The organism is Cytobacillus firmus (assembly GCF_023715565.1).
GTDB lineage: Bacteria > Bacillota > Bacilli > Bacillales > Cytobacillaceae > Cytobacillus > Cytobacillus firmus_C.
The window spans coordinates 34878-49357 of the sequence record NZ_JAMBOJ010000009.1; the positions used below are offsets into that span (position 1 = coordinate 34878).

Consider the following 14480-nt stretch of genomic DNA (forward strand, 5'->3'; position numbering starts at 1 on the left):
TCCTTCATGGTACATTCCTTATAAGTCTAGTAACAGCCTTGAAAAAGGATTGAAATAATAGGAGGAATTGTACAGTGAGCGAATTAATTAATAACCGTGAGCATCCCGATTATCATAGCCATTCTATTCATAACAACAATGAAACATCTGCTCAGCCTAAAGCGGAAGAACAGCCTGGGCATCCCGTCCATACTTTCACACGGGAGAATAAGGCAATTGATAAGCATTTGAGAGAAAATGTTAAGATTCATATTGAGGCGTTCATCCAAGATGATCACGAGCAAAATGTTTATGCACTATTGGAAGACTTCACCCTGCTCCTTGATCTTGATAAGCATTACAGCCGAAAGGAAAATTTGCTTTTTCCTTACCTGGAGAAGTACGGAATTTATGGCCCAACAAATAATATGTGGAGCATCGACGACTTTATCAGAGATGGCATCAAGGAAGCCAAGAGCCTTCTCACCCATTACGAGGGGGACAAGCAAAAGGTCATCAATGCCGTCCGTTTCGTTTTTAATGAAGTCAGTGCCATGATTTACAGGGAGGAAAATATCCTTTTCCCAATGGCCTTAAAAAACCTTACAGAAGATGAATGGGTAAAGATTGCCCATGAAAGTGACGATATCGGTTTCTGCCTAACCGGACCAGAAAAGGAATGGATGCCCGAACGGAAAGGGATTGACGGGAACGCCATATCGGAAGGCTACATCAAAATGGAAACCGGCATGTTATCCTTAAAACAGCTGGAGCTGTTATTTAATCACTTGCCTGTAGATATCACCTTTATTGATCATGATGACGTAGTCCGGTATTTCTCTCATGGCAAGGAAAGAATCTTCGCCAGGACAAAAGCCGTAATTGGGCGAACCGTTCAAAATTGCCATCCGCCCCGCAGTGTACATGTAGTGGAGGAATTGCTCAAGGACTTCAAGGAAGGACTAAAAGACTCTGAAGATTTTTGGATTAAATTCAGGGATAAATATGTTTACATCCGTTATTTCGCTGTACGGGATGATAAAGGGCTTTATATAGGTACCCTTGAATTCACACAAAACATCAATCCCATACAGGAAATCGAGGGAGAGAAAAGGATTCTTTCATAATCAAAAAAAGCTAAAGAGCATCACGCTCTTAGCTTTTTTTGATTTTTGATGGATTATTGACCTTGTATAAAACAGGTTCTTCGATAATGAATTCCTCATCACAGTCTTTCCCTTTAGGTAATTTCTTTTTAACTATTTTTCCATCGAATTCGAGGCTTTCACCAGGCTCAAGTTCAAATTTCTTTAACGTTTTCGAATGGGAGCACCAGCCAATCCCGACTTCAATCGATTCGTCCTTCTGAATGATAAGATCTTCAAGTATGATGACTTCATCATTGGCTTCATTGAAATGATTCCAGCTCAGGGCAAACTGCTTAACTCTAGCTGTAAAGTGGACCTTTTCTGCCGGAAGCTCCAATGCAGGCTGTTTTTTCTTTTTTGCTTTATTGAGTGCAGGTTTATCACTTTTGCTTTTTTCCTTTGTTGCGTCCTCAGACTTCTCTGCGTCTTTTTTGGAAGATTTCTTTTCAGAAGAAGCTGAGGAGATATCCCTAAAATCAGCAGCCAGTGCCTTTCCAAAGCTTGGGGATTGCATCTCCTTAAGGTAAGCAGGATGTATGCAGCTCAGATTTCCATCCTGAAACTCGATAATAATTGTATAAAAGTCACCAGACTCTCCGTACTTCTGGTACCCTTTAACCGTTACAAGGCGCTGCTGTGTTTTTTCTTTATACCAGAATTCCTTTTTTACTTCCCTAGTAGTGGATAACCCCCATTCCCTGACTTTCTCTTCATAATGGGCATCATCCTGAAACGTTTCGAAATCACCCGCTGGAGGGAAATATGCAGTATTATTTGAGTCTTCTATATGAGGCAAAGTAATAGCCAAACCGTCCACATCCTTTCAACATTATTTTAATAGCCAAAAATGATAAAATCAAAAATGAGGAAGGGTTTTTGCGATAACTTTTGAATATAGTTAATTATTAGTGGCTGTTTTTTGTAAAGTATGTTGCTTTTATTTTACCTCTGAGGTGATCTTCGCTGCGGGCAATTGATCCTCGAATCCTGACGCATTTCCCTCGTGAGGTGGTTACTAGAGGAAGTTTATTCAATGTCCTGCGGGAAGTGAGGGATCGAGAGACCCCGCAGGTGAAGCCGAGGAGGCTTACGTTACTCCCCGTGGGTTCGCTGCGTGCCTGATGCAAAAATCAACGGGCTGAATTCGATGACATAAAAAAATGTTTGCTGTAAAGGAGTCTATAAGATGAAGACATACAAAGACAGAAATGACATTCCCCTGAATGAAAAATGGAATCTGGAAGATATATACCCAAGCTTGGAGAAATGGGAAGAAGATTACAGGCAGATTGAACAACTCGCCGATAAGCTGAAAACCTTTGACGGACAAATCCATGATGGTCATTCTCTTTATCAATACCTCGAAAAAAAAGAAAAGCTTTCTTACATATTTAATAAGCTGTATGCCTATGCGATGCTGAAAACCGATGAAGACACACGCGTAGCAGATTCGCAGGCGTATGTAGATAGGGCAAAGCAATTAAGCGTTAAAGTCAGTTCTTCGACATCCTTTTTTATGCCTTACCTCTTAAGCCTGGATGAAGAAACCCTAAAAGCCTATATTGCTGAAGAAAAGGGCCTGAAATATTTTGAAGAAGATCTGCTCGAATCCTTCCGTTATAAGCCGCACGTTCTAAATAAGGACAAGGAAGAAGTTCTATCCCATCTCGGTGAAGCACTTTCCGTTCCCAGCCATACTTTTGGAATGATTAATAATGCAGATATAAAATTTGGCGATGTAACAAAAGAAGATGGCGAGAAGATTGAATTGACACGGGGCATGTATGCGAAAATTATGGAAGAAGAAGACCGGGAAAAGAGGAAAGAAGCCTATAAGGCTTATTACCAGCCTTATGTGCAGCTGAAAAACTCCATTGCTTCCACCCTTTCTGCCGCAATAAAAAACAATGTCACCATGGCCAAAATCCGCAATTATCCTTCAGCACTTGAAAAAGGACTATTCGGTGATCAGGTGCCAAAGGAAGTGTATGTAAACCTAATTGAAACGACTAAAAAGAATATCCGGGCTATGCATCAGTATACCGCAATCCGTAAGGAACAATTAAGCGTTGACGAGCTGAGGCAATATGATTTAAGTGTTCCTTTAGTAAAGGGTGTTAAACCAGAAATTTCCTATGAAGAAGCTTATGACACAATGTGTAAAGCGCTCCAGCCTCTTGGGCATGATTATATTTCTATTCTGAAGGAATTTAAGTCTGGACGCTATATTGATGTGCGTGAAACTCCAGGGAAGCGGTCAGGTGCTTATAATCTCGGCATTTATGGAGTTCATCCATATATCCTTCTGAATCACCGGGATGATCTGGACAGCCTCTTTACACTTGCTCATGAATGCGGGCATGGTGTCCACAGTAAACTGAGCTCACAGCATCAGCCGCAGATCACAGCCCGATATAGCATCTTTGTGGCGGAAGTGGCTTCAACAGTCAATGAAGTGCTCCTGATTCATTATTTGCTAAACACGGAAAAGGATAAAGACGTCCGCAGGCATCTGCTTAATCATTTTATTGATCAGTTTAAAGGTACCTTTTTCACTCAAGTCATGTTTGCTGAGTTTGAGATGAAAACCCATGAGTTAGCAGAAAAAGGAGAACCGCTTAACGCCGAAGTATTCAGCAGGATTTATGAACGATTATTCCGTGAATATAATGGGGATGAAATTGTTTTTGATGAAGAAGTAAAATTCGGCTGGGCAAGGATCCCTCATTTTTACCGCCCATTTTATGTTTATAAATACGCTACCGGATTTGCGTCTGCCATTCATTTAGCAGCGAAAATTCTTGAAGGGGACAAAGAAACACTTCATAGCTATCTGGAGTTCTTAAAAAGCGGAAGCTCTGATTATCCGCTGGAACTGTTAAAGAAGACCGGAGTGGATCTGACTTCTCCATATCCAATTGAAAACTCACTTCAGAAATTCAAAGAGCTTGTCGAAGAATTTGGAAACCAATAGAGAATGGGCCTGTTTCTTAATATAGAAACAGGCTTTTTACTGTTATAAATAAAAGTGCAGCATGCTGAAATACATTAATGGACAGGATGAAATATTCCTGCAATAATTGATGCAAACTTTAATTAAAACGAAGAAAGAGCAAATATGAGTGTGAAGGATGAAAGGATGAAAGTACTTCTGGCAAGTCCGAATTTTCACCAGGCAAGAGGAAACACAGTTACCGTTCAGCGAATATCCGAAAACCTTAACAAGCTGGGCATTGAGACTGAAATTATCAATATGACAGACAGCTGCAAATTATCAAGACTGCCAAAAGCTGATATTGTGCATGGCTTTAACGCTTATCGGTTTGGTCAATTTATGAAGGGGCTTGGTGAAAAACCTGAAAGATATGTCGTAACCATGACCGGCACTGATTTAAATATCGACCTTCATGATCCGGAAAAGAAAGCTGAAGTCAGTCAAACTATTATCAATGCCGAAGCTATTCATGTATTTGATAAAGAAGCTAAGCTTCTCCTCGCAGGTGAAATACCTGAAGCAAAAGATAAAATCAGCGTTATCCATCAGGGCACTGTAATATTTTCTGAAACAGGAGCGGATTATCAAAGAGAACACGGGACTTTTGTATTTCTGCTGCCGGCAGGAATCCGCAAGGTGAAGAATATTCCTTTTGCTATTGAAAATCTTAAGGTGCTATATGAAAGGAATCCCAGCATCCGTCTTTGGCTGGCGGGTCCTGTTATTGAAGAAGAAGAGGGAAATATCGTAAGGACCCTTACTAAAAGACATAAAGAATGGGTTCAATATTTTGGCCAGATTCCTCATCATCATATGGGAGAACTATACAGGCGAGCGGATGCTGTATTGAACACATCCCATTCTGAAGGTCAGCCTGCCGCCATTCTAGAAGCAATGGGGTATAGCCTTCCAGTTCTTGCAGCCAATAACCTGGGCAACCGAAATATTATTTCACATCAGAAAACCGGTTTAATCTATAGTAACACGGTCGAATTTCTTGATAATGCAGACAAACTAGTGAATAATAACAAATTGAGGATTAAATTGGGGCATGCTGCCAAATTCTACGTGGAGGGCAGTCATTCTTCGGAATTTGAAGCCAAAACACTTCAGAAAATTTACGAAACCATCTTAGCAAAACCCCAAGTATATATTGAGTAGGCAAGGAGGGAGAAATATGTCGAGAGAAGAAATCGTAAAACTGACTTCTTTATCAACTAAAGGCGGCTGAGGATGCAAAATTGGTCCTGAGGACCTGGCGCAGGTTCTGCGTCATTTGCCAAAGTCTGTACCTGACCCCAACCTCCTGGTAGGATTGGATACATCAGATGATGCAGGCGTATATAAAATAAATGATGAAACTGCCCTTGTGCAGACACTGGATTTCTTCACTCCAATCGTTGACGATCCGTACATGTTCGGCCAAATCGCCGCAGCCAATTCGCTGAGTGATATTTACGCTATGGGCGGCAAGCCTATAACTGTCATGAATATTGTAGGGTTCCCTATCAGCAAATTGGATAAAGGCATACTTGCAGACATTCTGGCTGGCGCATCCGATAAAGTAAAAGAATCAGGTGCAGTTTTAGTAGGGGGGCACTCCATTGACGACCAGGAGCCAAAATTCGGCTTATCTGTTACTGGAACCGTGCATCCTGAACGGGTGAGAACCAATGCTTCGGCCAAGCCTGGTGACAAGCTGATTTTAACCAAACCGATTGGTGTAGGCATCCTGACTCAAGCGATAAAAAGGGATATGCTGCATCAGGAAGGAATTGACCGAGTGATGGAAGTCATGGCTGCTTTAAATAAAGAGGCAGCAGAGGCTATGGATAACTATCAGGTTAATGCCTGCACAGATATTACCGGTTTTGGACTTCTTGGACATGCCATGGAGATTGCGGAAGGAAGCGGCACAGGGATAACGATTGAAAGAAGTGCTGTCCCAGTCCTCCCAAAAACAAGAGAGCTTGCTGAACAGAACATTATTCCCGGCGGTTCTAAAAAGAATCATAAGTGGCTATCCGGACGAATTCAATACGAAAATATTGATGATGTTGACCAAGTGATTCTTTGTGATGCTATAACATCAGGAGGACTTTTAATAACCGTTCCTGAATCAGAAGCTGAACCACTCCTGAATGACCTTAAGGCAAAAGGAGTTGAATGGGCTTCCATCATCGGGACAGTCACAGATCAGAATCCCGGAAAGATTACGGTGATCTAAAAAGGACTCGAACAGAGTCCTTTTTTACCTTTACTAACAAACAAAATAAATAAGGAAGTGCTAACATGAAAAAATTCTTAATGCTCTTAACTATCTTTTCACTGCTGCTTTTATCAGCGTGCAGCGGAAATGAAAAAGATAACACAGATAAAAATGGAAAAGATCAATCGAAAGAAAAGTTTACCATTGGTGTCATACCTGTTCAAACAGAGGGATCGATGGAAGCTGCCATGGAAAAACTGCAGTCAACCTTATCCGAAAAACTCGATCGGGAAGTAGCTGTAGAAGTTTATCCGGATTATAACGGTGTGGTGGAAGCCATGAACTACGATAAAATTGATATGGCTTATTTCGGCCCGTTAACATATGTAGTTGCCCATGAGAAAAGCGGAGCAAAAGCCATCATTACACAGCTGATTGATGGAGAGCCATTCTATTACTCATATATCATCACCCACAAAGACAATCCTTGGAATTCACTTGAAGATTTATTGAAAAACAGCAGTGAAACGGATTTTGCCTTCGGTGATATCAATTCGACTTCAGCATCTCTTATCCCTGCCATGGAACTGAAGAACCGCAAAGTCTATAAATCAGAGAATGATCACAGCTTTAAAAGCGTACGTTTTACCGGCTCACACGATGCTACTGCATTGGCAGTTCAAAATAAACAGGTGGATGCAGGTGCAGTCGACAGCGCCATTTACAACCAATTAGTGGATTCAGGAAAAGTTGACGGAGATCAAATTAAAACGATCTGGAAATCAGAAAAGCTTTTCCAATACCCTTGGGCTGTACATGAAAATACTGATGAAGAAACAATTAAAGCACTAAAAGAAGCGTTTCTTGCAATTGAAGATCCGGAAATTCTGGATGCATTCGGAGCAAGCGGATTTACAGAAGCAAGCAACAAAGATTATGAAAGCATCCGCGAGGCTGCCCTAAAAGAGGGACTTATTAAAGAATAGGGCTGATAAGATTGTGGTTTAAAAAACGCAGCATAGTAACATATTTGATGTTGGTTTTATTTGTTTATCTAAGCATGAGGCTAACGGAATTCGATTTATCGAAATTCAAGGACTTCCGAAATATGATAGATTTTCTGTCCCATTGGTTCCCGATGGATTTTTCTCTCCTTCCAAGGATCCTTGAAGACAGTCTGGAAACCTTGGCTATGGCTTTTCTGGGAAGCTTTTTCGGTCTTATTATCGGGCTTCCCTTAAGCTTTATGGCCGCTAAAAACACAGCCGGCTCAAAATATATTTACCATATAACAAGAGTGGGCCTCAGCTTTGTCCGCTCTATTCCTGAAATTGTTTTTGGTTTGATTCTGTTGACGGCTCTTGGACTCGGTCCTTTTCCGGCTGTCCTGGCCATTATGTTTCATAATATTGGAGTACTGGGGAAACTGGTTTCAGAGCTCATTGAAGCCTCCGATCCAGGCCCTCAGGAGGCCATGAAGGCGGTTGGGGCAAAAAGCTGGTTTGCTTCCCTGTTCAGCATCCTGCCTCAAATATGGCCTAATGTATTATCAAATTACTTTTACCGGTTTGAGGTTGCAATAAGAACTTCCCTAATCTTAGGCTTCATTGGCGGGGGAGGAATCGGCCAAAGGCTTTTTAATGATTTTAAAACCTTCCAGTACAGTTCCGTTTCGCTCGATGTCCTGGTCATTATGGTCATTGTTATTCTAGTGGACCTTTTCGGAAGCTATGTCAGAAACCGAGTGATATAAAGGAGGCAGGAAATGCTTGAGATTCGAACTATAACTGTCCGTTATCCCGGCATGAAGCATAACGCGCTTAATTCAATAAATCTGACGATACACCCTGGAGATTTTGTTTGTGTGCTGGGTAAAAGCGGTGCCGGAAAATCCACTCTGATCCGCTGTTTAAATGGTCTCCAGACACCTTCATCAGGGGAAATCATCCGGGATGGCCAATCTTTTGCCGAACTTAGTGATGAACAGCTACGGAAAATCCGCAGGGAGATGGGAATGATCTTTCAGCATTTTAATTTAGTTCCCAGATTGACTGTCCTGCAAAATGTCCTGACAGGCATGTTCGGCTACAGAAGCAGCTTTAAGAACCTCATTGGATGGTTTAAGGAGGAAGAAAAGGCACGGGCTAACCAAGTCATTGCAGAAGTTGGCTTAACAGAGTTTGCCGAACGCAGGGTTGAACAGCTTAGCGGAGGGCAGAAACAGAGAGTTGGTATTGCAAGAGCGCTCCTTCAAAACCCAAGGTTCCTGCTGGGAGACGAGCCTGTTGCCAGCCTGGATCCCGGAACTTCAGACCGGATCTTCAGCCTCCTGAAAGAGATGCATGATCGGCATGGCCTTCAAACCATCATTAACGTCCATGATGTTCAATTGGCTAAACGCTATGCGACCAGGATTATTGCCTTAAAAGATGGTGAAGTTGTTTTTGATGGCAAACCAGAGCAGTTTACAGATGATATGTATGTATTTACTTATGATGCAGAAAGTTATTACGGAAAATCATATATCCCATCAACTAAAGAAGAGGGGGGAGAAGAATGGCCAATTGTCCATGAGTAGTGGATAGCTCGAACGTCGTGTACGTTTCGAACGACCCTGACATCCAATTAATTAATGCCGGTCAATCATCAAAGAAAACCTTAACCCTTTCTTTTGACGATGGACCCTCAAGAGTTCTTCCGGAAATATTGGATATATTGAAGACTGAAAAGGTTCCCGCTGTTTTCTTCTGGCAATCAAGGCTTTTATACACCGGGCGCCCGTGGAAAAGGGTCCTCGAAGAAGGCCATCAATTAGGAACTCATTCTTCCAAGCATTCCAATTATGTTAAATTGTCTCCAGAGGAACAATTCCGGGATCTAAGGACAAGTAAGTTAAAGATTGAATCCATCACAGGCCATGAAGTGAAGCTATTCAGGCCCCCTTATGGACAGTATAATGAGCATACCATTGCTGCAGCGAAAGAGCTCGGGCTCTCCACCATATTGTGGCGAATCTCGTCCATGGACTGGGAACTCAAAGAAGAGCCTGAACAAATTGTCTCAAACGTTTTAGAGAACCTGGAAGACGGAGCAATCATTCTATTGCATGAATTAAGCCAGACTGTTGATGCCCTGCCTGAGTTAATTGCTGAGATCAGGGGAAAAGGCTACGAATTCAGTTTGCTGTAAAAAGTATCCTCTCTGAGGGTACTTTTTTTGTGTAAAGAAGTATTATTTTCATAAGCCGCTTTATAGATTGTTAGGTACAATTCTATAAGGGGTGGAGCGAGAGCTTGTTTACGAATATTTGTGACTGAAAACTGGACTTTTATATCGAGGCTCGAACGGACAGTTTGTCGAGCGCTTTTTTATTGATGAAACCAAGAGCTTTATTTTTAAACCACTTACAAACAATACTCAGCTTGGAGAAGAAGTGTGGATTTTCGAAAATGTATTGGCGGAACTGCCTCTAACGTTCTCAAAAATCCTGTCGTATTATGTTCAGACCACACTAAGCAATAATTGGATTATCTTAGAGGATCTTGGCACCATCACACATACTTTTGATTCTAAGATTGCACTTGAACTAACTGCGTTAATGGCCAAATGGCACTCTTTGCCCGCTGAACGGTTTGCCAATACAAGGCTGAGCGGTCCTAAACCGGCTATTGAGGAAATGGCAAACCAAATTTTGCAGAACAAAGAAAAAGTTTTTACTATTTTTAGGTTACATGATATTTCAGAAAGATTAGGAAGCATCCTTTTCAGTACATTTACCTCTAAGCCTTTTTCTGCTGTGAAGGTTCTTTGCCATGGGGATTTGCACCAGGGGAATTTTGGGTATGCGGACGGTAAGACGGTGGTTCTGGACTGGGAACATTGCCATTTAAACATACCTTATTGGGACTTATATCATTTAATCGATATATCACATCCGGATTTCCCTAAGCCTTATGACCATACTTTACGAAATAAGATTCTGGACTGTTATTGCGAAGAATCTCTGTTCCAGACAGGGTGAAATTCAAATTTATTTTCAGCTGTTTTTTCGGTTTGGATGATGCTGTTAATCCAATCAGATTTAGACAATCAGAGTGCGAAATGGACTTCCGAACAGCTGTCGAAACAGTTAAAAGTAACAATACGCAATCTCGTTGAATGTGCGAAAGAAATCATTTAGTTCAAGCTAATTGACAGAAATCGACTAATATGATATTTAAATATTGTTTAGCACTCTTAAGGTATAAGTGCTAATGCAATCAAGAACAGTAAGGGGAGAGACGAACATGGAAACGAAACAGTTTCAGGCAGAATCTAAGAGATTATTGGAAATGATGATTAACTCCATCTACTCTCAAAGAGAGGTGTTCCTGAGGGAGCTTATTTCCAACAGCAGTGATGCGATCGATAAAATTTACTACAAAGCACTTACAGACGATTCGTTAACGTTTGAAAAAGACAGTTACTACATAAAAGTCGTTCCAGATAAAGAGAACAGAACTTTAACAATTAAAGATTCCGGCATCGGCATGACAAAGCAGGAACTGGAAAACAACCTGGGAGTCATTGCCAAAAGCGGTTCGCTCGCTTTCAAGAGAGAAAATGAGATTAAAGATGGCCATGATATTATTGGGCAATTTGGAGTAGGATTTTATGCTGCTTTCATGGTAGCTGATGTGGTAACCGTAATCAGCAGGGCACTTGGCAGTGAACAGGCATATAAATGGGAATCACATGGTGCTGATGGATATACGATTGAACCATATGAAAAAGACACGGTCGGCACTGAGATTATTTTAAAAATCAAAGCAAACACAGAAGATGAAAGCTATGATGAGTACCTTGAAGAGTATCGTTTAAAGTCCATCATAAAAAAATACTCTGATTTCATCCGCTATCCTATTAAAATGGATGTGACTATCAGAAAACCAAAAGAAGATGCTGAAAATGAGTTTGAAGAAATAACAGAAGAGCAGACCATCAACAGCATGGTACCAATTTGGCGCAAAAATAAAAGCGAGCTGACAGACGAAGATTACGAAAAATTCTATCAAGAGAAGCATTATGGCTTTGACAAGCCGGTAAAGCATATCCATATTAATGTGGATGGCACCATCCGCTATAATGCCATTTTATATATTCCTGAAAATATTCCATTTGATTATTACTCAAAAGAATACGAAAAGGGCCTTGAGCTTTATTCGAATGGCGTTTTAATTATGAACAAGTGCGGAGATCTTCTGCCTGATTATTTCAGTTTTGTCAAAGGACTGGTGGACTCCGAAGATTTATCACTTAACATCTCAAGGGAAATGCTACAGCATGACCGCCAGCTTAAGCTTATTGCCAAAAACATCAGCAAAAAGATTAAAAACGAACTCCAGCAGCTGATGAAAAATGAACGGGAAAAATACGAACAATTTTATAAGTCATTTGGACGCCAATTAAAATATGGTGTCTACAGCGATTTCGGAACTCATAAGGAAACACTTCAGAATTTATTGCTGTTCTATTCTTCAACAGAAAAGACCTTAACATCTCTTGATGAATATGTATCAAGAATGAAGGATGACCAGAAATATATTTATTATGCTTCCGGAGAGTCATATGAAAGAATCGAAAAGCTTCCGCAAACCGAGCTTGTGGCGGATAAGGGTTATGAAATTCTGTACTTTACAGAAGATATTGATGAGTTCGCTATTAAAATGCTGATGTCCTATAAAGAGAAGGAATTCAAATCGGTCTCAAGCGGTGACCTCGGCATAGAGAACGAAGAAGAAAAGCCGTCAGAAGCAGAGGAAAAGGAAAATAAAGAACTGTTCAGCACCATGAAGGAAATATTATCAGGAAAAGTAACAGATGTCCGTATTTCCAAAAGACTTAAAAGCCATCCGGTGTGCCTGGCTGCAGATGGGGAAGTCACCATAGAAATGGAAAGGGTACTCAGTAGCATGCCTGACAATCAAAATGTTAAAGCGAACAAGGTACTGGAAATCAATTCAAGCCATGAAGTATTCCAGGCTTTGAAAAATGTTATGGAAAATGATAAGGAAAAGTTAAGTCTATATACTAACCTTCTATATAACCAGGCCTTGCTGATTGAAGGCCTGCCTATCAGCGACCCTGTGGAATTTACGAATGATATCTGCAAAGTTATGGTCTAATGAACATACAAACAGCCCGATTCAATTGGGCTGTTTTTGTCGTCCAGGAATATTTTATGGACTAATAAACACACTAAGCAATAGTGAAGAACTATGCTTGTATGGCAATTTAGATGAACTATCTCGCTGATAAAAGGAGAAAAAATACATTCTATAAATCGGGAAGGAGATTAACATGTCTGTTTTCGTTTACCAAACTTTTGAAGTGAAGCAGGAGGATTTCGTTGAAGCTTTAAAAAATCTGAGGATGATCCAAAGCTTTCGGAACGAAAATTACCAGCACAAGGTTGAGCTATTATCGCCAATATCAGGAGATGATCATACTTATGCTTTTCTTTCCACCTATGAGGGTCTCGCTGAAATGGAATTGCAAAACAAAAAAATGTTTGAAGATGAGGAATACAAAAAATTGATTGAACAATTTTTCCTAGAGGATATTGTGCAGGGAAGCATGAAAACACAGCTTTTCCGATCTGTTACAGGCTTAAAAAGCGAAAGTTCCGAGAAAAAGAAATAAGGTTTTTGGCAAATTTCCATGTGGCATTGAAACCGAAGCCGATCATCAGCTGAATCGGCTTATTTTTTTGCCAGTATGCGACGCATAGAGGGAGGTACATCATGGATTTTTTTCTTCCAAGCGGCAATTCCTCGAAAAAAAGTGAATCAGGTGATTTAAAATGGTGGCAATTATCACTGATTGGTGTGGGCTGCACCATCGGGACTGGGTTTTTCCTGGGTTCTGCGATAGGAATTAAGATTACCGGGCCAGCCATTGTTTTTTCATTTATAATAGCGGCTATTGGAACATATATAGTCTATAACCTTTTAGCAAAAATGACAGCAGAAGACCCTCAGGAAGGATCTTTCTGCTATTATGCCAATAAAGCATTTGGGAAATGGGCAGGATTCAGCTGCGGCTGGAATTACTGGTGCTCCAATATATTAATCATGGGAAGCCAGTTAACCGCACTATCCATCTTAACAAGGTTCTGGCTGCCCCATGTCCCGCTTTGGATTTTTGCAGCAGGATATGCCATTCTTTCCATTATCGTCGTTTTAACAGGAAGCAACGGCTTTGATAAGGCAGAAAACCTCTTTGCAGTTATTAAGACCGCAGCTATCATTATGTTTATCATTCTGGCTTTTGCTGCATTGACAGGAATAATGGATGGCAATGTCAAACATCCGGGATTCCCGGGTTCTGCTGGGGCCTGGTTTCCAGAGGGCTTTAAAGGTTTTTGGTCATCTTTAATTTATGCTTTCTATGCATACGGAGGAATCGAAGTCATCGGGTTGATGGCTACCAGGTTAAAGAAGAAAGAAGACGCTCCAAAAGCCGGCATCATTATGCTGATCGTCCTGGTCATCATCTATGTCATTTCACTTGGCTTAACCGTTTACATGGCTTCACATGGGGAATTTAATGAAAAAGAAAGTCCATTCGTGACTGCCATGGAACATTATAACCTGGACTTTTTCCCGCACGTTTTTAACGCAGCCATCATCATTGCCGGCTTCTCAACCATGACTGCTTCACTGTTTGGAGTAACATCATTGCTGGTTACTTTATCTAATGATGGCGATGCTCCAAATTTTTTTTCAAAAAAAATTAAAAAGTGGAAGGACCTGCCGCTGCCATCGCTCGCACTTGCCACAGCGGGTTTAATTGCATCCATTGTAACTGCGCTGCTGTTGCCGGGAAAAATTTATGAATACATTACCACTGCTGCAGGGATCATGATCTTATTCAATTGGTCGTTCATTATTATTTCGGCGATGCGGATATTGGAGAACAAGATATTTGGCAAGCTCCTTGCTATTTTGGGATTAATCCTGATTCTAGCTGCAGTCAGCGGAACATTAATGGAAAAAGAAATTCGATTCGGTTTTTTCGTAAGTTTACTATTTGTGGCATTAATAGCGTTTGCAGCTCTGATTATGCAAAAGGTAGTATGGAAAAAGGAAAGAAAAAGAACCTTTTAAAA

14 protein-coding genes are annotated in these 14480 nt (G+C 40.8%); 13 read left to right on the forward strand and 1 reads right to left on the reverse strand.

The features are described from left to right. The first annotated feature begins 74 nt into the window (after positions 1-74). Positions 75-1106 carry a DUF438 domain-containing protein gene (locus M3205_RS05105; protein ID WP_396105176.1) on the forward strand — a complete coding sequence of 344 codons (1032 nt, stop codon included), beginning with the start codon at positions 75-77 and terminating at the stop codon, positions 1104-1106. Between the two features lie 28 nt (positions 1107-1134). Here the strand turns inward: M3205_RS05105 and M3205_RS05110 are convergent, their stop codons facing one another. After that, positions 1135-1944 carry a hypothetical protein gene (locus M3205_RS05110; protein WP_341038007.1) on the reverse strand — a complete coding sequence of 270 codons (810 nt, stop codon included), beginning with the start codon at positions 1942-1944 and terminating at the stop codon, positions 1135-1137. A gap of 369 nt (positions 1945-2313) precedes the next feature. On the opposite strand from M3205_RS05110, the gene pepF reads away from it, so the two are divergent. From pepF to M3205_RS05165, 12 genes are all read left to right on the forward strand, one after another. Next, positions 2314-4101 carry an oligoendopeptidase F gene (gene pepF, locus M3205_RS05115; protein ID WP_251168923.1) on the forward strand — a complete coding sequence of 596 codons (1788 nt, stop codon included), beginning with the start codon at positions 2314-2316 and terminating at the stop codon, positions 4099-4101. Positions 4102-4266: 165 nt separating this feature from the next. Continuing rightward, positions 4267-5283 (forward strand): glycosyltransferase, encoded by a 1017-nt coding sequence (locus M3205_RS05120; protein ID WP_251168924.1) that lies wholly within the window; start codon positions 4267-4269, stop codon positions 5281-5283. A 16-nt stretch (positions 5284-5299) separates the two neighbouring features. Continuing rightward, positions 5300-6349, forward strand: a complete 1050-nt coding sequence (gene selD, locus M3205_RS05125; protein WP_251168925.1) for a selenide, water dikinase SelD — start codon at positions 5300-5302, stop codon at positions 6347-6349. A gap of 65 nt (positions 6350-6414) precedes the next feature. Beyond that, entirely contained in the window at positions 6415-7317 is a 903-nt protein-coding gene (gene phnD / locus M3205_RS05130) for a phosphate/phosphite/phosphonate ABC transporter substrate-binding protein (protein WP_251168926.1), read from the forward strand. A gap of 11 nt (positions 7318-7328) precedes the next feature. Then, positions 7329-8084, forward strand: a complete 756-nt coding sequence (gene phnE, locus M3205_RS05135; protein WP_251168927.1) for a phosphonate ABC transporter, permease protein PhnE — start codon at positions 7329-7331, stop codon at positions 8082-8084. A gap of 12 nt (positions 8085-8096) precedes the next feature. Continuing rightward, positions 8097-8909: a phosphonate ABC transporter ATP-binding protein gene (gene phnC / locus M3205_RS05140; protein ID WP_251168928.1), complete on the forward strand. Its 813-nt coding sequence runs from the start codon at positions 8097-8099 to the stop codon at positions 8907-8909. Beyond that, complete coding sequence (locus M3205_RS05145) at positions 8909-9520, forward strand: polysaccharide deacetylase family protein (protein ID WP_251168929.1); 612 nt, start codon at positions 8909-8911, stop codon at positions 9518-9520. The genes phnC and M3205_RS05145 overlap by 1 nt, the downstream gene beginning before the upstream one ends. Positions 9521-9764: 244 nt before the next feature. After that, positions 9765-10352, forward strand: a complete 588-nt coding sequence (locus tag M3205_RS05150) for a phosphotransferase family protein (RefSeq protein ID WP_251168930.1) — start codon at positions 9765-9767, stop codon at positions 10350-10352. 36 nt (positions 10353-10388) lie between these two features. Beyond that, complete coding sequence (locus M3205_RS25555; RefSeq protein WP_285886132.1) at positions 10389-10511, forward strand: hypothetical protein; 123 nt, start codon at positions 10389-10391, stop codon at positions 10509-10511. A gap of 106 nt (positions 10512-10617) precedes the next feature. After that, a complete protein-coding gene (gene htpG, locus M3205_RS05155; protein WP_251168931.1) occupies positions 10618-12495 on the forward strand; it encodes a molecular chaperone HtpG in 1878 nt (625 codons plus the stop codon). Positions 12496-12670: 175 nt separating this feature from the next. After that, positions 12671-13012 carry a hypothetical protein gene (locus M3205_RS05160; protein ID WP_251168932.1) on the forward strand — a complete coding sequence of 114 codons (342 nt, stop codon included), beginning with the start codon at positions 12671-12673 and terminating at the stop codon, positions 13010-13012. Between the two features lie 101 nt (positions 13013-13113). Then, complete coding sequence (locus M3205_RS05165; RefSeq protein ID WP_251168933.1) at positions 13114-14478, forward strand: amino acid permease; 1365 nt, start codon at positions 13114-13116, stop codon at positions 14476-14478. Positions 14479-14480: the final 2 nt, after the last annotated feature.